Below are 23,048 nucleotides of genomic sequence, written 5' to 3'. Positions count from 1 at the left end.
TAAAAAAACCGGCTGCGGCCGGTTTTTTTGTGTCTGGATGATTTTTCCAGATGCTTTTTCTGAATGGTTTTTCTAGGTGGTTTTTCCGGATAGCTTATGACAGCGAAGAAAGCGCCCAATACATCTTCAGGCACCGCAATCGTGCGCCGTGGGCTAATGCGTTCGGGGCTTGTGGTCAGTGCCATGACCATGCTGTCGAGAGTGATGGGGCTGGCGCGGGATGTTGTGATCGCTACCTTGTTAGGGGCGGGGAATGGTGCCGATGCGTTTTTCGTGGCGTTTAAGATTCCTAACTTTCTGCGCCGTCTGTTTGCCGAAGGGGCGTTTAACCAAGCCTTTGTACCCGTGCTTTCGGAGTACTCCACCCAGCGAAGTCGGGAGGAAATACGCGCGCTGCTGAATGCTACTGCTGGTAGCTTAACGGCGGTACTGGCGCTGATTACCGCCGTGGCGATGCTTTGTGCGCCGTGGCTGATTTGGGTGTTCGCCCCTGGCTTTGGCAGTGATCCGGAAAAATTGGCACTGACCGCCGATATGCTGCGCTTAACGTTTCCCTATTTACTGTTGATTTCGCTCACCGCATTTTCCGGTAGCGTACTGAATACCTGGAACCGCTTTGCGGTTCCCGCGTTTACCCCGGTGCTGCTTAACCTTTCGCTGATTGGGGCGGCGCTGTTTTTAATGCCGCTAATGGAAGAGCCCGCCATGGCGTTGGCCTGGGGCGTGTTGATCGCCGGGGCGGCACAGTTGGTTTTTCAGGTGCCCTTTTTACTGCGCTTGGGATTGATGCCCACGCCCTGGCCTAATTTTGCCCACGAGGGCGTGCGACGCATACTGAAACTCATGGGGCCTGCGCTGTTTGGGGTATCGGTATCGCAAATTAACCTGCTGTTGGATACCGTTTTGGCGTCATTGCTGGCGGCGGGTAGCGTATCGTGGCTCTACTACTCGGATCGTTTGGTGGAACTGCCGCTGGGTGTGTTTGGGGTGGCCATTGGTACCGTGATTTTACCGGCACTCTCTAAACGCCATGCTGACCAGTCCAAGGAGCACTTTGCGGCGATGCTTGATTGGGCTATCCGCATTGTATTGCTGTTAGGCTTGCCTGCGGCGCTGGCGCTGGCGGTGTTGGCCGAACCACTGTTGATTACGCTGTTCCATTACGGGGCAATGACCGACAACGACATCCAGATGGCGGCCATGAGTCTGCGTGCTTATGCCTTTGGCTTGGTAGCCTTTATGCTGATCAAAGTATTGGCACCGGGATTTTTTGCTCGCCAAGACACCAAAACCCCGGTGAAGGTAGGCATTATTGCCATGGTCGCTAATATGGTGCTTAACCTGTTGCTGATTTGGCCGCTGGCCCACGCAGGGTTGGCGTTAGCCACCGCACTTTCTGCCTTCTTAAACGCGGGCCTGCTGGGTTACTTACTGCATAAGCAGGGAGTGCTGGTCTTTCAGCCCGGTTGGAAACGCTATTCAGTGCAGCTATTGGGTGGAAGCGGGTTAATGTGTGCAGCACTCTATTTTATCGCACCCGACTGGCAGGCATGGCTAGCGTTTGGCCTTTGGCAGCGAATAAGCTGGGTCACCGGGTTAGTGGTGCTGGGCGGCTCGCTCTACTTCGCGTGGCTGGCTGCACTGGGTTTGCGCGTTCGTCATTTTAAAATGCACTCATAACACTGCATCCTGGGGTGTGGGTTCGTTATAATCAGAGGCTTTATGTCCTCCAACGGCTGAGGTGCCATGCGCGTCATTCGAGGTCTGCACAACTTGAGAGCGGCTCATCGTGGTTGCGTTGCCACCATTGGTAATTTCGATGGGGTGCATCGCGGCCATCAAGCCATCCTTCAGCAGTGCCGCGAGCACGCGGCGCGCTGGAGTGTGCCGCTGACAGTGGTGGTATTCGAGCCCCAGCCGCGGGAGTTTTTTGCCGGCGATCAAGCGCCGCCGCGTTTAACCCGGCTGCGCGAAAAAGTGCGGCTACTGCGCGATTTTGGCGCTGAGCAAGTGCTGGTTCTGCCGTTTAACGATGCGCTGCGTAGTCTTACCGGGCGTGAGTTTATCGATCAGGTGCTGATTGGTGGCCTGGGCGTTAAGCACCTGGTCGTGGGCGACGATTTTCGCTTTGGCTGCGATCGCCGTGGTGATTTCGCGCTGCTGGCGGAGGTCGGGCGTGAGCAGGGGTTTGGTGTAGAGCACACGCGTACTTTTACCGTGGATGACGAGCGGGTTTCCAGTTCGCGGGTGCGTACCTTGCTTGCCAGCGGCAATTTTTCTGCCGCTGCGCGTTTGCTGGGCCGAGCCTATTCGTTACATGGACGTGTGGTACGCGACCAGCAGTTGGGACGCACCATTGGTGTGCCGACTGCCAATTTGCCGCTGATGCCCCAGCCATTAACGCTACGTGGGGTCTATGCGGTAGTGGCTGAACTTGAAAACGGCGAGCGCTACCCAGCGGTGGCTAACGTTGGCTTCCGCCCTACGGTAGGTTCGAAACGGCCAACGCTGGAGGTGCACCTGCTGGATTTTAAAGGGGATCTCTACGGCCAACGTATGACGGTGTTTCCCTGCGCACGCCTGCGGGGCGAAGTGAAATTTGACGGCCTTGAAGCGCTGAAAGCGCAAATTGAACGTGACCAGAACCGCGCACGCCACTATTTAACGGCGGCGATGGGTGAGAAAGACAGTGCTCAGCACCACGATGCTGAGCAAGACGATGGTGAACAATACTATTCTCTTCCGCTGGCCTCGGCCCCGCTTGGGCGTGAGACCGCTTCTTCTGATTCTTCCTCGGCGGGAAATTCCGCTGATGCTAACGACGGCTGACCGGACTATGGATTACAAGCACACGCTGAATTTGCCTGAAACTGATTTCCCCATGCGCGGCATGCTCCCAAAGCAGGAGCCAGGGCGGGTTTCCCAGTGGCAGGATATGAACATTTACCAGCGCCTGCGAGAAGCGCGCGCGGGTGCGCCGCTGTTTGTGTTGCACGATGGCCCTCCCTACGCAAACGGCAGTATTCATATTGGTCACGCCGTTAATAAAATCCTTAAAGATATTATCGTTAAATCGAAGAATTTAGCTGGCTTCGACGCCCCCTACGTGCCGGGTTGGGATTGCCACGGTTTGCCCATTGAGCACAAAGTGGAAACGACTCATGGCAAGCACCTGGCACCGGAACACGCCCGTGAGCTTTGCCGTGAATACGCCGCTGCCCAGGTTGAAACACAGCTGGCCGACTTTGTGCGCTTGGGCATTATTGGCGACTGGGATCACCCGTACCGCACCATGGATTTCGCCAACGAAGCGGGCGAAATTCGTGCCTTGGCCGAGATGGTCGACGCGGGCTATGTGTTTAAAGGCTTGAAGCCGGTCAACTGGTGCTTTGACTGTGGCTCGGCGCTGGCGGAAGCCGAAGTCGAGTACGCTGATAAGAAGTCCGACGCCATCGACGTCGCCTTCCCGGTAGAAGATGCCGACAAGCTCGCCGCTGCCTTTGGTTTAAGTGAACTGGTTAAGCCTGCGGCAGTGGTGATCTGGACGACCACGCCGTGGACTATCCCGGCCAACCAGGCGCTTAACGTTCACCCTGAGTTCACCTATGCACTGGTCGATACCGGTGAGCGTTTGCTGCTGCTGGCGGAAGAGTTGGTGGAGAGCTGCCTAGAGCGCTTTGGCCTGCAAGGCGAAGTGATTGCTACTACTCAAGGCAAGAATCTTGATCTGATCAATTTCCGTCACCCATTCTACGATCGTCTCTCTCCCGTCTATCTGGCAGAGTACGTCGAGTCTGAGGTGGGTAGCACTGGTATCGTTCACTCCGCCCCCTCTTATGGCATGGATGACTTTATCACCTGTCGTGAGCATGGCATGGAGTTTGACGACATGCTCAACCCGGTGCAGGGCAATGGCGTTTACGTTGACGACCTGCCGTTCTTTGGCGGCCAGATGATTTGGAAAGCCAACCCCCATATCGTCGAAAAACTGCGCGAAGTGGGTGCGCTGATGGCGCATATCCCGATCAAACATAGCTACATGCACTGCTGGCGCCACAAAACGCCGGTCATCTACCGTGCCACGGCGCAGTGGTTTGTGGGCATGGATATCAAAGGCAAAGACGGCAAAACCCTGCGTGAACGTGCTCTTGAAGGCATTGAAGCGACGGCGTTTACGCCTGCTTGGGGCCAAGCGCGTCTGCACAGCATGATTGCTAACCGCCCTGATTGGTGTATCTCCCGCCAGCGCAACTGGGGCGTGCCGATTCCATTCTTTCTTCATAAGCAAACCGGTGAGCTGCATCCGCGCACCGTTGGGTTGATGGAAGAGGCGGCCAAACGCGTTGAACAGGAAGGCATCGATGCCTGGTTCAAACTCGATCCGGCAGAGCTGCTGGGTGCGGAAGCGGCGGATTACGACAAAGTCACTGACACGCTTGATGTTTGGTTCGACTCTGGCACCACTCACCGTCACGTACTGCGCGGTTCGCACCCCCATGGCCACGAAAACGGCCCGCGGGCGGATCTATACCTGGAAGGTTCCGATCAGCACCGCGGTTGGTTCCACTCGTCACTGCTCACCGGCTCGGCGATTGACGGCCATCCGCCGTATCGTCAGTTGCTGACCCACGGCTTTACCGTCGACTCCCAGGGCCGCAAGCAGTCCAAGTCGCTGGGCAACGTAGTCGCGCCCCAGGAAGTGATGGACAAGCTGGGCGGCGATATTCTGCGCCTATGGGTCGCTTCAACCGACTACTCTGGCGAAATGGCCGTCTCGGACGAGATTTTGAAGCGTACTTCCGATGTGTACCGTCGGATTCGCAACACTGCTCGCTTCCTGCTTTCGAACCTTAACGGGTTTGAGCCTGAGCAAAACCAGGTAGCGTTTGGCGATATGCTGGCGCTGGATCAGTGGGTGGTGGATCGTGCCCACCAATTGCAGGCGCGGATTGAAAAAGCCTACGAAGAGTACCGCTTCCTGGATGTTTACCAACAGGTGCATGGTTTCTGCGCCCGTGAGCTGGGTGGCTTCTACCTGGATGTGATTAAGGATCGCCAGTACACCACGCAAACCGATTCGTTGGCGCGTCGCAGTGCACAAACCGCGCTCTATCACGTGGTGGAAGCGCTGAGTCGTTGGATTGCGCCGATTCTCTCCTTTACCGCTGAGGAGATTCACGAAAACATCCCCGGTAAGCGCGGCGACAGCGTGCTGCTGGAGACTTACTACACTAACCTTGGCAGCCTGAACGACAACGCTGAACTGGGTCGTGCTTTCTGGGAGCAAGTGCTGGAAGTCAAGCACTCGGTCAACAAGTGTCTTGAAGATGCCCGAAATGCCAAAGTCATTAAAGGCAGCTTGGCAGCTGAAGTCACGCTGTATGTCAGCGATGACCTGCAGGCGACTCTGGCTAAACTGGGCGACGAGCTGCGCTTTGTCATCTTGACCAGTGAAGTCACTCTCAAGCCTCTCTCTGATGCTAGTGAGGTAGGTGACGCTGAGGCGACGGAACTTGATGGCCTGAAAGTCGCCGTCAAAGCCAGCGATAACACCAAGTGCGAGCGCTGCTGGCATCACCGCCCAGATGTCGGTACTCATGCTGATCATCCGGATCTATGTGGTCGCTGTATCAGCAATCTCCCCGAAGGCAGCGGTGAGATTCGCTACTATGCCTAACGATAAAAACGCGCCGAGCGATACAAACACGTCTGATGCAAGCGCGCGGCCGACGATGCAGCGGCCGCTGCGCTGGCTATGGCTAGCAGTGGCAGTGATCGTGTTAGATTTGGCCACTAAATACGTGGCCAGTAGTCAGTTGGGCTACGCTCAGCCGGTCGAGGTACTGCCGTTTTTTAACCTGACGCTGCTACACAACACTGGCGCGGCGTTCAGCTTTTTAGCCACGCATCCCGGCTGGCAGCGCTGGTTCTTTGCATTGATTGCCATAGGTGCAAGCGTGGCGCTGACGGTGTGGCTTTCGCGCATCAAAAACGATGAAAAGCTATTGGCGATAGCTCTGCCGCTGATTATTGGTGGGGCGCTAGGCAATCTTTATGACCGCCTGGTGCATGGCTATGTGGTCGACTTTTTATCGTTTCACGTCGCTGGGTGGTACTACCCGGCGTTTAACGTGGCGGATATAGCGATTACCCTGGGGGCGGTCGCTTTAATCTGGGAATCCATTATGGGCGAGCGGCGGCGCAAAAAAGCGGCCAAGACTTCCCATTAATCGAACGTTGAGAACTGCAATGAGCGACTATTTGATCGATGACGGCATGGAAGTGACGCTGCACTTCACCTTAAAGCTGGAAGATGGCACCTTGGTGGACTCCACCAAAGACAAAGCACCGGCCACCTTCGAGTTTGGCGACGGAAACCTGCCCCCCGGTTTTGAGCATCCTATCAAAGGCATGGCCGCAGGTCAGGATGCTACCTTTCAGATAACCCCTGAGCATGCGTTCGGCCAGCACAACCCGCAAAATATTCAGACCCTGAAGCGGGCAGATTTTGGCGATGAAGCCCCGGAAATTGGTATGGTGATGTCGTTTGCCGATAAAGCGGGAACGGAATTGCCAGGTGTGGTCAAAACCATTGACGGTGATCGTATCGAGGTGGACTTCAATCACCCTCTGGCAGGGCGTACCCTAACGTTTGAGGTCGAAGTACTCGACGTTAAACCGGTGACAACGCATTAATTCACTAAGCGATGCCGCTTACGCATCAAGGCGATACTATGCAATCGACGCAAGCACAGCCCATTCAGATTAAATTGGCCAATCCGCGTGGTTTTTGCGCCGGTGTGGATCGCGCCATCGATATCGTCAACCGCGCACTGGATGTGTTTGGCCCGCCGATTTACGTACGCCATGAGGTCGTGCACAACCGCTTTGTGGTTGAAACGCTGCGCGCCCGCGGAGCGGTGTTTGTTGAAGAACTGGATGAAGTGCCAGACGATGTCATCGTTATCTTCTCCGCCCACGGCGTCTCCCGCGCGGTGCAAGCCGATGCTGAGCGGCGGGGGTTGAAGGTGTTCGATGCCACCTGTCCGCTGGTCACTAAAGTGCACCTGGAAGTTTTGCGCTATGCCAAGCGTGGCCAGGAGTGCATTCTCATCGGCCATGAAGGCCACCCGGAAGTCGAAGGCACCATGGGGCGTTATGACACCTCCCACGGTGGGCGTATCTATTTGGTAGAGGATGAAAAAGACGTTGCTAAGCTGGAGGTGAATGATCCCTCGAAGCTGGCCTTCGTGACCCAAACGACGCTGTCGATGGATGACACCGCCAAGGTAATTGACGCCTTGCGTGGTAAGTTTGCCGAGATTCAGGGGCCACGCAATGACGATATTTGTTACGCAACGCAGAACCGACAAGATGCGGTGCGTGAGCTAGCGACCCAGAGCGATCTATTGCTGGTAGTGGGCAGCCCCAATAGCTCTAACTCTAACCGCTTGCGTGAGCTTTCTGAGCGTATGGGTACGCCCGCCTACTTGATCGATAACGCTGATCAAATCGATCCTCAATGGCTTGAGAATGTAGCGCGCGTCGGAGTAACAGCTGGTGCCAGTGCTCCCGAAGTATTGGTTAAAGGTGTGGTTGCCAAGCTGCAAACCATGGGCGCCGCATTACCTGAAGAGCTACAGGGCCGCGAAGAGACTATTACCTTCTCTATGCCGAAAGAGCTGCGTGAAAAGGTCATCGCCAGCAGCTGATCGCACGCTTCGTAATGCAAAGCGTATTGGTTTGCGACATACTGAAACAGTATGAGCCAACTAATACGGGAGCGAAGCCGCGTGTCTTATGTCTCTAATCTTTCTAATGGCCGTTCTTTACTGAGTGGCCGTTCTTTACTGAATGGCCAGCGCGGCTTCACCCTTATTGAATTGATGATTGTGCTGGTGATTATCGGCATCGTCGCCTCCATTGCCTACCCCAGCTATACCCGCTACGTGCAAAAATCAGTGCGAACCGACGCTCATGCGGGCCTTATGCAGGCTGCTTCCGAGCTTGAGCGCTGCTATACGCGGACTTACACCTATAGTGATTGCCCTATCAGTAACTCCTCTCCTGAAAGCAACTATACGATTGCGGTAAATGTTAGTGGCAACGGCTATCTATTGACCGCCAGTACCGATCAGAATGACGGCTGCGAAGATAATATTACGCTAAATTCGAGTGGCGAAAGGTTACCCAATGCCTGTTGGTGAGCTGAGACAACAACGTGGGTTTACCCTGATTGAGCTGCTGGTCACGCTGATTATCGCAACTATCATCGCTATTATGGCAGTTCCTGCTTTCACCGGCTTTCTTGCTCGTCAGCAGCTAGCCAGCGAGGTCAACGAGATAATTTCTGTCTTGAGCTTTGCCCGCAGTGAGGCGATCAAACAACGCACCGATATATCCGTTAACTTTTCCCCCTCCAATGCCATCACTTCTAACCGTCGCCCTGAATCCTGTCGAGATAACGAAATCGCTGAAGATTCGGCTGAAAACAGTCAAGGGAGCGCTCGTTACCGTTATTCGGGAGGGTGCTATTGGGTCACAAAGAGCGTCGCACCTGATGAGATCTTACGAGTAGGACAATCGACCAACATTAGCTCGCCAGAGCAAGAATTCTCGCTTACTTTCCAAAGTTTGGGCGATGCTGATATCTCCAGTTGTCCGGACTCACCCTGCGAAATGACGCTAAAAGCCACTGGGGGAAGTGCATCAACTAGTCCTGTAACGTTGGTGATTCGTACAACGGGCAGCATTCGTAGGAAGGGGAGTGAGTCATGAGCTCTCAGCGTGGCTTTAGCTTAATAGAAGCGCTAATCGCACTGGTGGTGCTCTCGATTGGCCTGATCGGTGTGGCCGCCATGCAGCTTAAAGCGCTGCAAAGCGCAAATGCTGGCTACCAGCGTTCGGTGGCAAGCGTGGCGGCTGTGGATGCACAGGAAAGGATTTGGGCGGAATGGGCAAGAGATGATGTAAATAGTTGCGCAGATATTGATGTTGAAGCGGATTGGCAGACTCATTGGTTTGCAGATAAGAATGCGAAGCCTTTGCGTAATGTGACTGAGCAGGGGAGTGCCATAGTGCCGAATGGGTGTGAGTTTACTATTGTCATTGATCTAAGTAGTCAGCCTGGTGATGAGGAATCATACGAACTGACGTATACGCTTCTTCTCCCTCAGTTGGATGAAGGCAATGATGTTGAATAAACAAACTGGATTTACGCTTGTCGAGCTGATGGTGGCAATGGCGATTGGTACTGTCATTATACTGGGAGCAGGGCAGCTTTTTCTGACCACTTTTCAAACATTTAGAGCAGTGGATGAGTTAAGCCGTAAGCAAGAAGCATTAATTTTTATAACAGGAACTATGGCTCAAGATATCCGGTCTGCAACTGATATCAGTCTAGCGCTAGATGACGGCACTGTAGAGCTTTCGATATTATCTCAAAATGGGGCTTGCAATGAAGGTGAGCCTTTGGATAAGAGATATTTTGTAACTGAATCAAACGAAAGTTTTTCTTTAAGTATAAGAAGGAAATGTGCAAACGAAAATAGTTGGGGTAATTCTGAACCGCTTGTAGAAGGTTTTTATGACGCTAGTGACGACTCATTCTCGGTTGAAGAGCTTGATGATGGGCTTTACAAGCTGACAATCAGGCTTGCTACTGAAAAAGGTCAAAATTACGAAGAGTTTGTAATTCACATTCAAAATAGAATAAGCGTATTTTCATAGGTGATGATATGAAACATCAGCAAGGTGCTGCGTTAGTGATTGTTATGGCGCTGCTCTCCGGCGCGTTGATGTTAGGTATGTCGGGTATGCAGAGTGCGTTGATTGACGAGCGGTTGGCGGGGAATTATCGTGCTTCAGTCCAAGCGCAAATGAACTCTGACAGTATGATGTCAGAGTTTAGAAATTATTCAGGCTCATCATCAGGCTTATTGGATGACATTTATAATACAGAGTGTGATGGTGCACAGGAGTGTTATCAAGGTTTTGAAGGTGACGTTTTGAACCATTTAAACTCGGTCACAAGAATTGAAACCCTTTCGAAAGCGGTAGATATACGTGTCGATAAAGAAAAAGGAACCATCACTGTAATAACAAGAGATCAGGGTACTAACAATAATTCCGTTCGAGAAACGATTGCCACTTATCGTAGGGGCGGAGATGAAGACCCTGGTTCAGGAGGTGGTGGTAACGGTGATGATAGTGAAGATGAAGCGGTGACTCCTTTCAGTTCAGCGGTGACGGTATGTCAAAATATAACGTTCAAAGGTAGTCCCAGGATAACCGGGGGGGTGTTGGCTGGGAACAATGTAGTGGTTGATGGAAACCCCGCACCGCCGGACAGTATTTTCGCAGGTGGTAAAATTATTGCTCCAAACTGGTGGCGGAATCAAAATGGACAGGCAGTTGCGAATTATCAAGACAGCAGCGATGGTTATGAGTTTACCGAGACATGCGACAATTTAGGCATACTAGATATAGATGAAAATGGTCGTACCTTTTTTGAAGCAATTGCTGCTGAGCGAGATGTTGTAGGTGCCGCTCAATGGTTGCAAGAACAAGGGCGAGACCACTATTTTGAAGAAAGTGACAATGCTTTTACCTTAACTGGAGGGCGGAATAACCAGGATGCTTCTATCTCTTATCTTGGTGTGCCAGGTATCGAAACATCTCTAAGCATTAACAAAAATTTAAGGACGAGTGGGCGCTTGCAGCGATTAGTAGTGGATGGGACTGTCAATCTTTTTGTAGATGGTGACTTTGATCTAGGCGGTAATACTTCACTTGAAATTTCACAAGACGCAGTCTTGAACCTATATGTTAGCGGTAAGGTTACGCTATCTGCTGGGAGCGAATTAGCACTGGGCGCAGAAAATTTTATGCGTCAGGATAGCGCTGGGGTTGAGCGGCCAGCAGTGAGCATTTATAGCGCATATCAGCAAGCTGGCAGTCAAAGTGGCGTTAAAATCGGCGGTAGTAACAATACTTATGCGGCTATTTATGCCCCAGGTTCCAATGTGGATATCGGAGGCAGCGGTGCTCTTTATGGCAGTTTACGTGCCCAAAATGTAGAGATGTTCGGGTCGGGTCGTTTAGAGTATGTGCCGGAACTCGCAGACTATAGAGTGGGCACTTCAGGGGAGACATCTGATGTATCTCCTGGAAGTGGCAGTGGATGGAGTCTAGTAGGTTGGCAATAACGCCATTCGCCACGTGCTCAAGTGCGCGTTATCATAGGGGTATTTGCTTAAGAGTCTGAAAACCATGAGTCAGTCTGCCAAAACCCGCGTTCTCACCGGCATTACCACCACCGGTACGCCACATTTAGGTAACTACGTTGGGGCGATCAAGCCCGCCATTGAGGCAAGCCAGGATCCCAACGTACAGTCTTTCTATTTTTTAGCCGACTATCATGCGTTGATCAAGTGTCCGGATCCCAAACGTGTGCAGGCGTCTCGCTTGGAAATTGCTGCTACTTGGCTGGCAATGGGGCTGGATACCGATAATGCGATTTTCTACCGCCAGTCGGACATTTCAGAAATCCCAGAGCTGACTTGGATGCTCTCCTGCGTTTGTGCAAAAGGCCTGATGAATCGCGCCCATGCCTACAAAGCAGCGGTTGCAGAGAACGAAGAGGCGGAAAACCAGGATCCTGATAAAGGCATTACGATGGGCCTTTTTGGTTACCCCGTGCTGATGGCCGCGGATATTTTAATGTTTAACGCCAACAAGGTGCCGGTAGGGCGTGATCAGATTCAGCATATCGAGATGGCCCGCGATATTGCCGGGCGTTTTAACCACCTCTACAAAGGTCAGCACTTTACCCTCCCTGAGGCCGTGGTAGACGACAAAATACAGCTACTGAATGGGTTGGATGGGCGCAAGATGTCCAAGAGCTACGACAATACCATTCCATTGTTTGTGACTGAGAAGAAGCTGCAAAAGCTGGTACGTAAGATTAAGACCAACTCGCTGGAACCCGGTGAGCCGAAAGATCCAGACACCTGCACGCTGTTTCAAATCTACTCCGCCTTTGCGACGTCTGAAGAGACCGCTAGCCTGCGTGAGCAGTACGTAAACGGTATTGGTTGGGGTGCAGCTAAGGATCAAGTTTTTGAGTACTTGAACGCCCACTTGAGCGCGCCGCGTGAACGCTATAACGCACTGATGGAAGACCCCGCCCATATTGAGGCGGTACTGCAGAAAGGCGCTGAGCGAGCCCGTGAAGAAGCCGCTGTAACGATGGATCGTTTACGTGCGGCTGTTGGCTTGGGGCGGTTTGTTTAATCCCTAAGCCTCGCTGCAATACCCATAGCAAAATGCCTGTTACGAGAAGCAGAAAAGACGAAGCCCCTTCCGGTTGGAAGGGGCTTCGCTTGTTTGAGGCCTTGTTATTCAGACCTGATCTAGGCCAAGAGCAACAGCTTAGCCTTCGATCGGGGCGCGCCAGTCGTCGGAACCAGAGGTACCAGCGACAGTGTGTTCCCAGTCAATCTTGCGGTAAGCCAGTGACACATCCATCAACTGGGTGAATTCAGACTTGGTGATGTCTTGTGCGTGTGGCATACGCAGGTTGATGTCAACGATGGTGGCATCGGTCAGCGTGGTGGTGAAGAAGTGCTCTTGCTTACCTTCAACAGAGGTGCGGTACCATTTCAGCTCAACATTGGGCAGCATTTCGCCAGACGCTAGGGCGTTGTACATCAGCGGTACTGATTTGTTTAGGGCAACGGTAAAGATAAAGGGCTTGTGTGCACGTTGGCCGGACGGCTGACCAGACTGTGGGTCAGTAGGTACGGTAACGACATGCTTAAATTCTTGCACCAGCATCTGGTCTTCATGACCTTCAACGTAGATGTTACCTACGGAGTCAGGGGTAAAAGCGCCGGCGGTGATGTTGCCCTGAGTTTGGCCTTCGATGCTGATATAACATGGTGTTGGCATGGTCTGCTCCTTGACTGAAAAATTAAAGAAATGTCACGTGGACTCAAACAACAGAGCAGCTTCAGGGCCAGGTTTATTAAATTATTTATATATCAATAATTTATGTTTTTTTATGGTGTGGCGCTTCTTTCTCTGGGGCAAAGAGTTGCTTGCGCTGGGCAAGATATTGCCTGGTAGGGCAAGAACTTGCTTGCTTACTTGTTACATCTATATGCGCTTAGTAACGCTGGGTTGCATCTACCGTTACCTTGCTTTATGGCTAAAGCTTTTCTTGGAATTTTAAGCAGAAACAGGGCCAGCGGAGCAATATTTTTGCCGCAAAAAAATGACGGTACTGCCCATTTAAGCACCTCTCTTGTATGAATTTTGCTCGTCGTTTTGTAAGAAATCAGTGACAGTTTTTGTAAGAGATCTCTTACAAATGCGGCGTTAAAAGGCCAATTTTAATTAGTATGTTTTGTTTTGCTTCTAAAATCCTCGAAAATGGTTTTAAAAAACGTCATCTTGAAAAACTTCTTTCCTCAGATTGCCGCAATGTCTACTTAGGGCCATTTGGTACTTTCGGCGTAAATCCGGTAACTTCCCGCGATTAATAAGCATTCTTCTTTGAATCGAAAATGTTCTAATTTTTACGGGCGAAAACCATGGCTAAGCAAGGAACGGTCGCGCCGAAAGAGCGCATCAATATTAAATATGTACCCGCTACAGGTGATCAGCAGGCCGAGACGGAACTGCCGTTAAAATTATTGGTGGTCGGTGACTTCAAAGGTGGAGAGGAAGAGACCTCCATTGAAGAGCGCGAAGCCGTTTCTGTTGATAAGAACAACTTCCAGTCTGTTATGCGCGAGGCGAACCTTGGTTTGCAGGCTGCGGTTCCCAATCGGTTGCAAGAAGAGGGTGAAGCAAGCGATTTGGCCGTCAATTTGGAATTCAAATCTCTCCATGATTTTGCGCCCGACAGTATCGCTCGGCAGGTGCCTGAGCTGCGTAAGCTAGTCGAATTAAGGGAGGCGTTGGTGGCCTTGAAGGGGCCACTGGGCAACGTACCTGCTTTTCGTGATCGTTTGCAGAAACTACTCGAAAGTGACGAAACGCGTCAGCAACTGTTGGCGGAGCTAGAGCTGCTTGATTCTGACCCTAATCGTAACGAATAAGCATCGCTATTTTCGTGCTAGTCCAGTAACCGGATTGTATTCGAGGCATCTCTATGAGTGATACGGCGCAAAAGAAAAGCCAAACGGTGGAAACCCAGGAAGAGGTTTCTTTACTTGATCAAGTGATGGCGCAGACGCGTATGGCGCCAGCGGATGAAGGCTACGACGTTGCCAAGCAAGGCGTTGCCGCTTTTATTTCCGAACTGTTAAGCGGCGAGAACGCTGCCCCGCAGGTTAATAAAGCCGTTGTAGATAGCATGATCGTTGAGCTTGACCGGAAAATTAGTCATCAAGTTGATGAGATTCTTCACGACAATAGCTTTCAGCAGCTGGAGTCTGCATGGCGTGGCTTGAAGCTGTTGGTTGATCGCACCGATTTCCGCGAAAATATTAAACTTGATGTGCTTCACGCCACCAAAGAAGAACTGCTGGATGACTTTGAGTTTGCCCCGGAAATTACCCAAAGCGGGCTTTACCAACACGTTTACGCAGGTGGGTATGGTCAGTTTGGCGGTGAGCCGGTAGCAGGGATTATCGGGCATTATGATTTCACCCCCTCGACCCCGGATATGAAACTGTTGCAGCACACGGCTGCTGTAGGGGCGATGGCCCATGCGCCGTTCCTGTCAGCGGTAGCGCCTTCTTTCTTCGGCATCGATAGTTTTGAAGAGCTGCCCAATATCAAAGATTTTAAAGCCATCTTTGAAGGGCCCAAGTACGCGCGCTGGCGTAGTCTGCGCGAGTCAGAAGACGCGCGCTATTTAGGTCTGACGGCGCCTCGTTTCTTGCTGCGGATGCCCTACGACCCGGTCGAAAACCCCATCAAGACATTTAACTATCGTGAAACCGTCAGCGAAGATCACGACCATTATCTTTGGGGTAATACGGCGTACCTGCTGGCCGAGCGCTTGACCGACAGCTTTGCAAAATACCGCTGGTGCCCGAACATTATTGGCCCCCAAAGCGGCGGTGCGGTTGAAAACTTGCCTGTCCATACCTACGAAGCGCTAGGCCAGCTGCAGGCTAAAATCCCCACCGAGGTGCTGGTGACGGATCGCCGCGAGTTCGAGATGGCCGAAGAGGGCTTTATTTCGTTAACGATGCGTAAGGGCAGTGATAACGCTGCTTTCTTCTCGGCAAACTCCGTACAAAAGCCCAAGGTATTTCCGAACACGCCCGAAGGCAAAGACGCTGAGACCAACTATAAGCTGGGTACTCAGCTGCCTTATATGTTCATCATCAACCGTCTGGCTCACTACATTAAAGTGCTCCAGCGTGAGCAGATCGGGTCGTGGAAAGAGCGTCAAGACCTTGAACGTGAGCTGAATACCTGGATTCGCCAATACGTGGCCGACCAAGAGAACCCGCCCTCCGATGTACGCAGCCGCCGCCCGCTGCGTGCCGCCTCTATTCAGGTGTCGGATGTCGAAGGCGATCCGGGTTGGTACCAGGTATCTATGTCGGTGCGCCCGCACTTTAAGTACATGGGTGCCAACTTTGAGCTGTCGTTAGTCGGACGTCTCGACAAGGAATAAGGGAACCTCTCCATCATGGCTATTAACCATGGCAGCCTGCTAGGTAGCCGTCTATTTGAGCGTCTTGCGATGCCTGAACAGCCGTTAGCGCATGGGGAGGATGAAAGGCTGGCGGAAACTGTTGAGTCGATCAAACGCCACTTAGTGGAGTTGCTCAACAGTCATCCGGGCAATAGCGCCTGTGAGCCTGAGTTGGGGTTGCTGGACTTCAATGATGCAACGATCGGCGTGCTGGATTTAGAGCTGAATATCCAGCGCGCCATTCGGCAATGCATCGAACGCTTTGAGCCTCGGGTTCAGCACGTTGAAGTTGAGTCATTACCCAATAATGGCGACCCCTTACAACTGCATTTTCAAGTACATGCCACCGTAGCGTTAGGGCGAGATAACGCCCACGCCACGATCGACTTATTGCTCAATAATAAGCGCTATCAGTGTCTTAACTGATAGGCTTGCGAGGCCCGAATGCTAAATCGCTATTACCGGGACGAGCTCAATTTTCTGAAGCGCCAAGGGCGAGAATTTGCGGAGGGCAACCCCGGCCTGAGTCGCTTCTTGTCTGAGCGTAGTACCGATCCTGATGTTGAACGTCTACTAGAAGGCTTTGCCTTTCTAACCGGCCGCATGCGTGAAAAAGTGGAGGATGAGTTCCCTGAACTTACCCATTCGCTGATCAGCATGCTATGGCCGAACTATTTGCGCCCGGTGCCTAGCATGACGGTGGTGCAATTTACCCCTACGTGGCATGCACTGAGTACCCATCAGCTCCTGGAGCGAGGTACGGAATTAGCCAGTAAGCCAGTGGACGGCACTACCTGCATGTTTCGCACTTGTCATGACGTGACGCTCTATCCGCTGGAGCATGCGGGGGTTGAGGCACGCCATACACGTGATGCCTCCATTGTTGAGTTGGCGCTTGATGTTCATAGCGATCAGCCTCTCAGCGCGATGGGGATTGATACATTGCGTTTGCACCTGGGGGGAGACGCTTATACAGCGCGCACGCTTTACCTGTGGATGAGCCATTACTTAGCCCGTGTGGAGCTGGAAATTGATGGTAAGCGGTTGCCCCTGCCCAAGCAGTTGCTGCAGCCGGTGGGATTTGACCGTCACCATGCGCTCCTACCCTACCCGCGGAATGTGTATCAAGGGTATCGGATACTGCAGGAATATCTGTGTTTTCCTGAAGCTTTCCACTTCTTTGATGTAACCGCTCTGAACCAACACTTGCCTGCCATTTCCGCAGACAAACTTATTTTGCGCCTAGAGTTTGAGCGTACCTTACCGACCGACGCGAGGGTGAAAGACGAGCATTTTGCTTTGTATTGCTCGCCGGCGATCAACCTGTTCTCTCATGATGCAGAACCTGTCGATGTTAGCGGTGAGCGCAGTGAATACCGCATTCATCCCAATAGTCGATCTCCCGGACACTATGAAATTTTTAGCGTCGATAAGGTCGAGGGCTGGTTAGAGAGCGAGAACGGTAAGGGGCGTGGTACGCCGCGTGAATATGTGCCTTTTGAAAGCTTTCAACACCAAGTCAAGAGAGACCGTGGCAACGATGCCTCCTATTACCGGCTACGCGTGCGCGACAGCTTGCGTGGGGACGGGTTTGATCACGACATCTCCTTTGTGCGTGGAGATGAGCGCAGCTACATAGGTATGTCCGAAACCGTCTCGCTCGGATTGACGTGTAGTAACCGTGAGCTGCCTGAGCGATTGACAGTAGGCGATATTTGCTACTCAACGGAAGAGAGCCCCTCTTATGCAATGTTTCGCAATATCACCCGCCCCACGCCAGTGTTGCGCCCCACGCTGGACGGCAGTTTGCTATGGACACTGATTTCTAATCTATCGCTTAACTACTTATCGCTACTGGAGCGTGATGCGCTGTGTTCTGTGCTGCGTGCTTACGATTTCCGTGCCTTAGTCGATAGGCAGGCCGAGCGAGTGGCTCAAAAGCGACTGGCAGGCATTGTTAGCATTGAAACCCAACCCATTGATCGGCTGAAAAAAGGACTGCCCATTCGTGGTCTGCGTTCGGTAATGACGCTAGATCAAGATGCCTTTGGCGACGAAGGGAGTCTGTATTTATTTGGCATTGTGCTGGCGCGGTTCTTCTCTCTGTACGCCAGTATCAACTCGTTTCATGAGCTGCATGTTATTAACCGTCAAAATCACGAGCGCTACAAATGGACCTTACAGTCGGGGCAACAGCCTCTGATGTAGCGCTTGCCCCTTTGATGGCAAAGGCGCGGCGTTACGATTTTTATCAACTAGTAGAGCTTCTGCATCGTCATCACGGCGATGACCTTGAGTGTGGCCAGCGAGGCGCGCCCGCTTTTGAGCGTGTGCGCTACAGCGCCTCCGCGTCACTAGGCTTTCCCAGCAGTGATGTGCTCTCACTGGCTTTTCAGCCTGAGGGCCATTATGAACTGGAAGTTAGCTTCTTGGGCCTGCAGGGCTCTCAGTCGCCGTTGCCCAGCTATTACCTTGAAACATTAGCGCATGAGGCCGCCCACCACGACGGTGTTGCAGGCGATTTCCTGGATTTTTTCAATAACCGCTTACTGGCGTTAGTGCACCGCAGTTGGCGTAAATATCGCCACTACATCCGCTATCAGGATGGCGCTAGCGATGGATTTTCGGCGGCCATTTTTGCTTTGGTGGGATTGGCGGACAGTGACCTGCGCGTTGAGACGCCTATCAACTGGAGCAAGATGCTGGCTTATGCCGGTTTGCTGGCAGGCCGTTCGCGTTCACCCGAGGTCGTCTGCAGCATCGTCGGGCACTGCTTTGACCTTGATGATGTGCAGATTGAAGAGTGGGTACATCGCTGGGTTCAGATTCCGATGGATCAACGCAGCCGAAGCGGTATGGCAGCAATGACCTTAGGCAGCGATGTAGTGGCCGGTGAGCGCGTTGCTGATGTTAACGGCAAATTCGTGCTGGGTTTATTTGGCCTTACCTTGGAGCGTTTTCGCGACTTCCTACCCGATGGCAGGGAGCATGCTCCATTGCGCACCTTGGTTGAATTTGTGCTACGCGAGCCGTTGGCCTACGACCTCGAGCTAGAGCTGTTACCCAGCGCCGTAAAACCGATGCGGTTAGGCGATGCTGGCACCTGCCAGCTCGGCTGGACCACCTTTGTTAATCCCGAGTCCGGCAGCGCCTCAAAACGCCGCCGAGTGCGTATTCAGATGACAGGTTAAACAATGAACGCCAACCCAATTTCCGCTGTAACGCTGGTCATTGCCAATAGTGAGCGCCTAGAAGGCCGTTCAACAAGCAGTCATGTCTTTCATGAAATCGGCGGCACCCTGGGCTGCTCAACCGATGATGACTGGTTATTGCAAGATCACGCCGGCCGCATTCGCCCGCAGCATGCCCAAGTGAGCAAAATTGACGGCAAGTTCTGCCTGATTGATAGCAGCGGGCACACCTTTATCAATCACGCCACTCTACCGATCGGGCGAAACCGCAAGGTTGCCTTGAGTGAGGGCGATGAGCTGTTAGTCGGTGAGTACCGCCTTAAAGTGCATTTGGGTGATCGGCAGAGCACTCAACCCGGTGCTCAACCTCTTGCTTCGTTAGTCAATGAAGAGCAGGAGGCGGTAGATGCGTATGGCCGTCCTTTAGTGCAAGAAGACCAGCCGCTACGTGCGGAAGCCGCAAAAAAAGAAGATCCCATGGAGGCACTTGGCGGGGTAGCGCGTGGAGTGGGTCACGAAGACCCAATGGCCGCTCTCGACCCCCGTTCTGCCAATGCTCAGCTTTCCGAATCCATTGAAGAGATGCCCGAATTGCTGGGTTCCGAGCGGCGCGTTGAAGGAAGTGTGGGGCGTGACCAACAAGAGCGGCGCGAAGGCGCAGTGCGCATGCCAGCGATCAAACGCAAGCCAGGCAGCCATTCACCGGACAGCTATTCACCAAGCGGTTATTCACCAAGCAGTCATTCGCCAAACGGCTATACAGCAGGCAACCAGACAGAGAGGAGCAGTAGCATGGATGAGCGGGCAATAGATGACCTCGAACGTTCCGTTGGCGAGCAGTTAGAGGATCGCTGGCAAAAGCCTAGTGGCCGTTCCCTTGGCCATGTGGGGGCCGACCCGCTATTAAGGGGGTTGGATATCGACATTCCCTTCCGTGATAGCGAAGAGCAGCAGGCGTTTCTTGAAGAAGCGGGCCATACGTTACGGGCTGCTATTAATGGCTTACGTGCTCTGCAGCAAACCCAAAACGATAGCAAATACCCCCTCCGGGATCGTCGTTTACAGCCTATCGAAGATAACCCCCTGCGCCTTGGCCAGGCTTACGAGGCCACTGTCGAGACGATGTTTTCGGCCCAGCGTAGCCCGGTTCACCTTTCGGCGCCGGAAGCAGTGGGGGAGTGCCTTCGTCATCAAGGCCATCACCAAGCGGCAGTTGAGGAAGCCATCGAGTATGCCCTAACCGCTATTTTGGACGCCTTTTCACCTGAAGCGCTGCTCAAACGTTTCCATGCATATCGGGGGGCAGGAACCCGCATTGAAGATGAAAACGGCTGGGCCTGGGAAATGTACCGCCACTACTACCACGAGCTTAACTCAGGCCGCCAGCTAGGCTTCCAAAAACTGTTCTGGGAAGTTTTCGAGCAGGCGTATGACCAGTCTGTTCGTCGCCAGCAGCGGGAGGACGCATGAGCAAGGCCAAGAGCCTCGGGCTTGTTGGGGTGCTTTTAGTGCTGCTGTCAATCACGGGCTGTGCCTCGACCCGTGAAGCAGCCGGTAAAGCCTGGGAAGTCATGCTAGACCCCTCGATACCGGTGGGCTATCCGGAAGATCAGCCCACTCTGGTCGATTTAAGCATGGTCGCAGAACCCGATGTGAACCCGAACATCGATGGCGAGGGGACGCCGCTGCGCTTTCAAATTTTGCAGCTTAAAGATGACTCCATGCTAATGGCGGCTGACATGGATCAGTTAAGGGAGGATCTGGAAGCAGCATTGGGCACGAACTATCTGACCCATGACGACTTCACCTTGCTACCTGGCCAGTGGAAATTCTACGAACCCTTCGCCATTGAAGAGGACACGCGCTATATCGGTTTGATTGCGTTCTACGCTCAGCCAAACGAGGCGGAGTGGAAGAAAGTCGTCAAAGTGAAAGCCAGTTCAGAGAATTATCACTTGCTGGTTCATCTGCGCAACAGTGAAGTAGAACTAAGGAAGGAAGAGTGATGGCCAGTCGCAATCGCGTGGTATGGAGTGAAGGGCTATTTATCAAGCCGCAGCACTTTCAACAGCAGCAGCGCAGCCTCGAAGGGTTGATTGATACGCGGCTTAAAGGGGTTAGTCACTATCTGTACGGATTTTTGACCCTTGAGTTGAACAACGAATTTTTAAGCTTTGGCCGGATTGCGATTAGCCGGGCGAGCGGTGTCATGCCTGATGGCGTTGCCTTCCAGTTGCCTGAAGATGATTTAGAGCCCTCTGCGCTGGAAGTTGTTGATGCCGGCATTACTAACCAGGTGGTGTATTTAGGCTTGCCGCTAGCCACGGATAGCGTTGGGGAAGTGCGCTGGCCCGATGACGAACTGCCCGCACGTTATCGCCTTTCGCCTCGCAGCGTGCGTGACCTGCACTCCCGCGACGGTGATATGGCTGACCTGGACGTGGCGCGCGTTTCACCGCGCTTGCTATTAGAGCGAGAGGATCGTAGTGGTTATGCCTGCTTGGCCGTTACGCGCATTCTAGAGCGCCGCCCCGACGGTAGCTTGGTACTGGATGAGCAATTTATTCCCACCTTGTTGAACGTGCAAGCAGCGCCAAGCCTGCAGCGGTTTGTGGGGGAAATGGCCGGTTTGATGAGAGAGCGGGCGCGCAATATTGCTCAGCGGCTGTCGACGCCTAACCAGGCAGGGGTTGCCGACGTGACCGATTTCATGCTTTTACAACTACTGAACCGCGCCCAGCCACGGTTTCAGCATCTGTCACGCTTGGGGCAAGTTCACCCGGAGCGGCTCTACGACACTATGTATGAAATCGCTAGTGAGTTGGTGACGTTTACCGATGAGTCGCGTTTGCCGCCTGAGTGTCCTGCTTATGACCATGAGCATCCCGAGCGCGGATTCCGGCCCTTGATGCAGATGATGCGCCAAGCTCTCTCCACCGTGCTTGAACCCCGCGCTATCGCCATTCAGATACAGGCCCGGAAGTTTGGCTTACTGGTGGCGCCGCTTTCGGATACCAGCCTGTTTGAAACAGCCGAATTCATTTTGGCAGTGCGTGCCGATATGCCTAACGAACGCCTGCGTAAGCAGTTTCTACAGCAAACCAAAGTGGCCAGCGTCGAGCGTATTCGCGACCTTATTAGTCTGCAATTACCGGGTGTGCCCTTGGAGCCGTTACCGGTGGCCCCCCGCGAACTGCCTTATCACGCGGGCTACACCTACTTCCAACTCAGCCGACAAAGCGAAGCCTGGGGAATGCTGGATGGTGCAAGCGGTTTTGCCTTCCACGTGGCGGGCGAATTTCCCGGGTTGGAGATGCAGTTTTGGGCGATCAGGAGTTAAGCCATGCAAGATATTGCCACGCATCAAAATGACGCCAAAAACGACTACCCGATGGGTGAGCCGGTTCGCCATGAAGACCATATAAAAGACAGCGGCGTTGAGCAGTTGGTGCATAGCCATGCCCAACACCTGAATGCTGACGAGGATTACTGGTTTCGACTGCGCGGGCACAACTTAAACCCGCTGGTCGATGCATCGAGCAGCCTGCTGGGCATGGCGGTGCGCGTCCGTCAGGTGGACGGCGCTGATGATATCGAGCGCTTATATCGCCAGGTGGTGGACGAGATTGCCTCAATCGAAATTGAGTTAACCGAGCAAGGGTATGACCGCCCGACACTGCTCGCCTACCGCTATGTGCTCTGCTCATTTATCGATGAAACCGTGATGGGCATGCCCTGGGGGCGGCAAAGTAAGTGGGCCGAACACTCACTGCTGGCAAGGTTTCATAACGAGACCTGGGGTGGCGAAAAAGTCTTCTCTATTCTCGCGCGGCTGCAGCAAGAGCCTCATCGCTATCGCGACATGCTGGCCTTTATCTATTTGTGCCTGTGCCTTGGGTTTGAGGGGCGTTACCGGGTGAAAACCCACGGTCGTGAAGAGTACGACCAAATTGTACGCGCGCTTGGCGATCAACTGGCGTCACTTGATGAACCGCCAGATGAGATGCTGACCCAGCCACTTAGGCATGTGGTGAAAGGGCGTGGTAAAGGGATGCACGAGGGGTTACCGCTGTGGGCCATCTTTGCTCTGTTCGGCGTTACGTTGGTGGGTATTTATTTGGGGCTTTCTTGGTCGCTGGATCAGCAGGCTGAGCAAGTCAGAGCTTTACTCGATCAGATTTATCGTTAGGAGATAG

22 protein-coding genes are annotated in these 23,048 nt (G+C 53.0%); 21 read left to right on the top strand and 1 reads right to left on the bottom strand.

Features of this window, described 5'->3' with window-relative positions:
- The first annotated feature begins 96 nt into the window (after positions 1-96).
- The 12 genes from murJ to KF947_RS07150 all read left to right on the top strand — a co-directional run bounded on the left by murJ (position 97) and on the right by KF947_RS07150 (position 12,294).
- On the top strand, positions 97-1,680 hold the full coding sequence (murJ, locus tag KF947_RS07205; RefSeq protein WP_166650426.1) for a murein biosynthesis integral membrane protein MurJ: 1,584 nt from the start codon (positions 97-99) through the stop codon (positions 1,678-1,680).
- Positions 1,681-1,746: 66 nt separating this feature from the next.
- Entirely contained in the window at positions 1,747-2,829 is a 1,083-nt protein-coding gene (ribF, locus tag KF947_RS07200) for a bifunctional riboflavin kinase/FAD synthetase (RefSeq protein ID WP_133733213.1), read from the top strand.
- The gene (ileS, locus tag KF947_RS07195; protein WP_133733212.1) at positions 2,813-5,677 is read left to right on the top strand and encodes an isoleucine--tRNA ligase; all 2,865 of its coding nucleotides are present in this window, start codon (positions 2,813-2,815) and stop codon (positions 5,675-5,677) included. The genes ribF and ileS overlap by 17 nt, the downstream gene beginning before the upstream one ends.
- Before the next feature lie 55 nt (positions 5,678-5,732).
- The gene (lspA, locus tag KF947_RS07190) at positions 5,733-6,230 is read left to right on the top strand and encodes a signal peptidase II (RefSeq protein ID WP_133733248.1); all 498 of its coding nucleotides are present in this window, start codon (positions 5,733-5,735) and stop codon (positions 6,228-6,230) included.
- A 19-nt stretch (positions 6,231-6,249) separates the two neighbouring features.
- Entirely contained in the window at positions 6,250-6,696 is a 447-nt protein-coding gene (fkpB, locus tag KF947_RS07185) for an FKBP-type peptidyl-prolyl cis-trans isomerase (RefSeq protein WP_133733211.1), read from the top strand.
- Between the two features lie 38 nt (positions 6,697-6,734).
- On the top strand, positions 6,735-7,712 hold the full coding sequence (ispH, locus tag KF947_RS07180) for a 4-hydroxy-3-methylbut-2-enyl diphosphate reductase (protein WP_208862727.1): 978 nt from the start codon (positions 6,735-6,737) through the stop codon (positions 7,710-7,712).
- An 81-nt stretch (positions 7,713-7,793) separates the two neighbouring features.
- A complete protein-coding gene (locus KF947_RS07175; protein ID WP_287018804.1) occupies positions 7,794-8,207 on the top strand; it encodes a type IV pilin protein in 414 nt (137 codons plus the stop codon).
- Positions 8,194-8,778 carry a Tfp pilus assembly protein FimT/FimU gene (locus KF947_RS07170; RefSeq protein WP_227405822.1) on the top strand — a complete coding sequence of 195 codons (585 nt, stop codon included), beginning with the start codon at positions 8,194-8,196 and terminating at the stop codon, positions 8,776-8,778. The genes KF947_RS07175 and KF947_RS07170 overlap by 14 nt, the downstream gene beginning before the upstream one ends.
- Positions 8,775-9,203, top strand: coding sequence for a type IV pilus modification protein PilV (pilV, locus tag KF947_RS07165; protein ID WP_227405821.1), 429 nt, complete (start codon positions 8,775-8,777; stop codon positions 9,201-9,203). The genes KF947_RS07170 and pilV overlap by 4 nt, the downstream gene beginning before the upstream one ends.
- The gene (locus tag KF947_RS07160) at positions 9,190-9,729 is read left to right on the top strand and encodes a PilW family protein (protein WP_227405820.1); all 540 of its coding nucleotides are present in this window, start codon (positions 9,190-9,192) and stop codon (positions 9,727-9,729) included. Before pilV ends, KF947_RS07160 begins: the two co-directional genes overlap by 14 nt.
- Before the next feature lie 8 nt (positions 9,730-9,737).
- Positions 9,738-11,207: a hypothetical protein gene (locus KF947_RS07155; RefSeq protein ID WP_227405819.1), complete on the top strand. Its 1,470-nt coding sequence runs from the start codon at positions 9,738-9,740 to the stop codon at positions 11,205-11,207.
- 64 nt (positions 11,208-11,271) lie between these two features.
- On the top strand, positions 11,272-12,294 hold the full coding sequence (locus KF947_RS07150) for a tryptophan--tRNA ligase (protein ID WP_227405818.1): 1,023 nt from the start codon (positions 11,272-11,274) through the stop codon (positions 12,292-12,294).
- Between the two features lie 138 nt (positions 12,295-12,432).
- On the opposite strand, the gene KF947_RS07145 is transcribed toward KF947_RS07150, so the two are convergent.
- Positions 12,433-12,951 (bottom strand): Hcp family type VI secretion system effector, encoded by a 519-nt coding sequence (locus KF947_RS07145; protein ID WP_009287534.1) that lies wholly within the window; start codon positions 12,949-12,951, stop codon positions 12,433-12,435.
- A 644-nt stretch (positions 12,952-13,595) separates the two neighbouring features.
- Here KF947_RS07145 and tssB point away from each other — a divergent pair.
- From tssB to icmH, 9 genes are read left to right on the top strand one after another with little or no spacing between them, the layout of a single operon-like run.
- On the top strand, positions 13,596-14,105 hold the full coding sequence (tssB, locus tag KF947_RS07140) for a type VI secretion system contractile sheath small subunit (protein ID WP_223288689.1): 510 nt from the start codon (positions 13,596-13,598) through the stop codon (positions 14,103-14,105).
- Between the two features lie 53 nt (positions 14,106-14,158).
- Positions 14,159-15,640, top strand: a complete 1,482-nt coding sequence (gene tssC / locus KF947_RS07135) for a type VI secretion system contractile sheath large subunit (protein ID WP_227405817.1) — start codon at positions 14,159-14,161, stop codon at positions 15,638-15,640.
- A 15-nt stretch (positions 15,641-15,655) separates the two neighbouring features.
- Positions 15,656-16,087 (top strand): type VI secretion system baseplate subunit TssE, encoded by a 432-nt coding sequence (gene tssE, locus KF947_RS07130; RefSeq protein ID WP_022521991.1) that lies wholly within the window; start codon positions 15,656-15,658, stop codon positions 16,085-16,087.
- An 18-nt stretch (positions 16,088-16,105) separates the two neighbouring features.
- Complete coding sequence (tssF, locus tag KF947_RS07125; protein WP_227405816.1) at positions 16,106-17,869, top strand: type VI secretion system baseplate subunit TssF; 1,764 nt, start codon at positions 16,106-16,108, stop codon at positions 17,867-17,869.
- Positions 17,833-18,852: a type VI secretion system baseplate subunit TssG gene (gene tssG / locus KF947_RS07120; RefSeq protein ID WP_133733199.1), complete on the top strand. Its 1,020-nt coding sequence runs from the start codon at positions 17,833-17,835 to the stop codon at positions 18,850-18,852. The genes tssF and tssG overlap by 37 nt, the downstream gene beginning before the upstream one ends.
- A 3-nt stretch (positions 18,853-18,855) precedes the next feature.
- Complete coding sequence (tagH, locus tag KF947_RS07115; protein WP_227405815.1) at positions 18,856-20,322, top strand: type VI secretion system-associated FHA domain protein TagH; 1,467 nt, start codon at positions 18,856-18,858, stop codon at positions 20,320-20,322.
- Positions 20,319-20,858 carry a type VI secretion system lipoprotein TssJ gene (gene tssJ, locus KF947_RS07110; RefSeq protein ID WP_227405814.1) on the top strand — a complete coding sequence of 180 codons (540 nt, stop codon included), beginning with the start codon at positions 20,319-20,321 and terminating at the stop codon, positions 20,856-20,858. The genes tagH and tssJ overlap by 4 nt, the downstream gene beginning before the upstream one ends.
- Entirely contained in the window at positions 20,858-22,192 is a 1,335-nt protein-coding gene (tssK, locus tag KF947_RS07105) for a type VI secretion system baseplate subunit TssK (protein ID WP_227405813.1), read from the top strand. Before tssJ ends, tssK begins: the two co-directional genes overlap by 1 nt.
- A 3-nt stretch (positions 22,193-22,195) precedes the next feature.
- Positions 22,196-23,041 (top strand): type IVB secretion system protein IcmH/DotU, encoded by an 846-nt coding sequence (gene icmH, locus KF947_RS07100; RefSeq protein WP_227405812.1) that lies wholly within the window; start codon positions 22,196-22,198, stop codon positions 23,039-23,041.
- The last annotated feature ends 7 nt before the right edge of the window (positions 23,042-23,048 follow it).

It is taken from the genome of Halomonas sp. FeN2, assembly GCF_020595105.1.
Lineage (GTDB): Bacteria > Pseudomonadota > Gammaproteobacteria > Pseudomonadales > Halomonadaceae > Vreelandella > Vreelandella neptunia.
Note: the sequence above shows the minus strand (reverse complement) of the source record. Positions and strands in the feature narration are given on the sequence as shown.

What these genes read in the sequence shown, in the direction of transcription:
- murJ (WP_166650426.1), top strand. Translation starts at nt 97, where the DNA reads ATGACAGCGAAGAAAGCGCCCAATACATCTTCAGGCACCGCAATCGTG.
- ribF (WP_133733213.1), top strand. Translation starts at nt 1,747, where the DNA reads ATGCGCGTCATTCGAGGTCTGCACAACTTGAGAGCGGCTCATCGTGGT.
- ileS (WP_133733212.1), top strand. Translation starts at nt 2,813, where the DNA reads ATGCTAACGACGGCTGACCGGACTATGGATTACAAGCACACGCTGAAT.
- lspA (WP_133733248.1), top strand. Translation starts at nt 5,733, where the DNA reads ATGCAGCGGCCGCTGCGCTGGCTATGGCTAGCAGTGGCAGTGATCGTG.
- fkpB (WP_133733211.1), top strand. Translation starts at nt 6,250, where the DNA reads ATGAGCGACTATTTGATCGATGACGGCATGGAAGTGACGCTGCACTTC.
- ispH (WP_208862727.1), top strand. Translation starts at nt 6,735, where the DNA reads ATGCAATCGACGCAAGCACAGCCCATTCAGATTAAATTGGCCAATCCG.
- KF947_RS07170 (WP_227405822.1), top strand. Translation starts at nt 8,194, where the DNA reads ATGCCTGTTGGTGAGCTGAGACAACAACGTGGGTTTACCCTGATTGAG.
- pilV (WP_227405821.1), top strand. Translation starts at nt 8,775, where the DNA reads ATGAGCTCTCAGCGTGGCTTTAGCTTAATAGAAGCGCTAATCGCACTG.
- KF947_RS07160 (WP_227405820.1), top strand. Translation starts at nt 9,190, where the DNA reads ATGATGTTGAATAAACAAACTGGATTTACGCTTGTCGAGCTGATGGTG.
- KF947_RS07155 (WP_227405819.1), top strand. Translation starts at nt 9,738, where the DNA reads ATGAAACATCAGCAAGGTGCTGCGTTAGTGATTGTTATGGCGCTGCTC.
- KF947_RS07150 (WP_227405818.1), top strand. Translation starts at nt 11,272, where the DNA reads ATGAGTCAGTCTGCCAAAACCCGCGTTCTCACCGGCATTACCACCACC.
- KF947_RS07145 (WP_009287534.1), bottom strand. Translation starts at nt 12,951, where the DNA reads ATGCCAACACCATGTTATATCAGCATCGAAGGCCAAACTCAGGGCAAC.
- tssB (WP_223288689.1), top strand. Translation starts at nt 13,596, where the DNA reads ATGGCTAAGCAAGGAACGGTCGCGCCGAAAGAGCGCATCAATATTAAA.
- tssC (WP_227405817.1), top strand. Translation starts at nt 14,159, where the DNA reads ATGAGTGATACGGCGCAAAAGAAAAGCCAAACGGTGGAAACCCAGGAA.
- tssE (WP_022521991.1), top strand. Translation starts at nt 15,656, where the DNA reads ATGGCTATTAACCATGGCAGCCTGCTAGGTAGCCGTCTATTTGAGCGT.
- tssF (WP_227405816.1), top strand. Translation starts at nt 16,106, where the DNA reads ATGCTAAATCGCTATTACCGGGACGAGCTCAATTTTCTGAAGCGCCAA.
- tssG (WP_133733199.1), top strand. Translation starts at nt 17,833, where the DNA reads ATGGACCTTACAGTCGGGGCAACAGCCTCTGATGTAGCGCTTGCCCCT.
- tagH (WP_227405815.1), top strand. Translation starts at nt 18,856, where the DNA reads ATGAACGCCAACCCAATTTCCGCTGTAACGCTGGTCATTGCCAATAGT.
- tssJ (WP_227405814.1), top strand. Translation starts at nt 20,319, where the DNA reads ATGAGCAAGGCCAAGAGCCTCGGGCTTGTTGGGGTGCTTTTAGTGCTG.
- tssK (WP_227405813.1), top strand. Translation starts at nt 20,858, where the DNA reads ATGGCCAGTCGCAATCGCGTGGTATGGAGTGAAGGGCTATTTATCAAG.
- icmH (WP_227405812.1), top strand. Translation starts at nt 22,196, where the DNA reads ATGCAAGATATTGCCACGCATCAAAATGACGCCAAAAACGACTACCCG.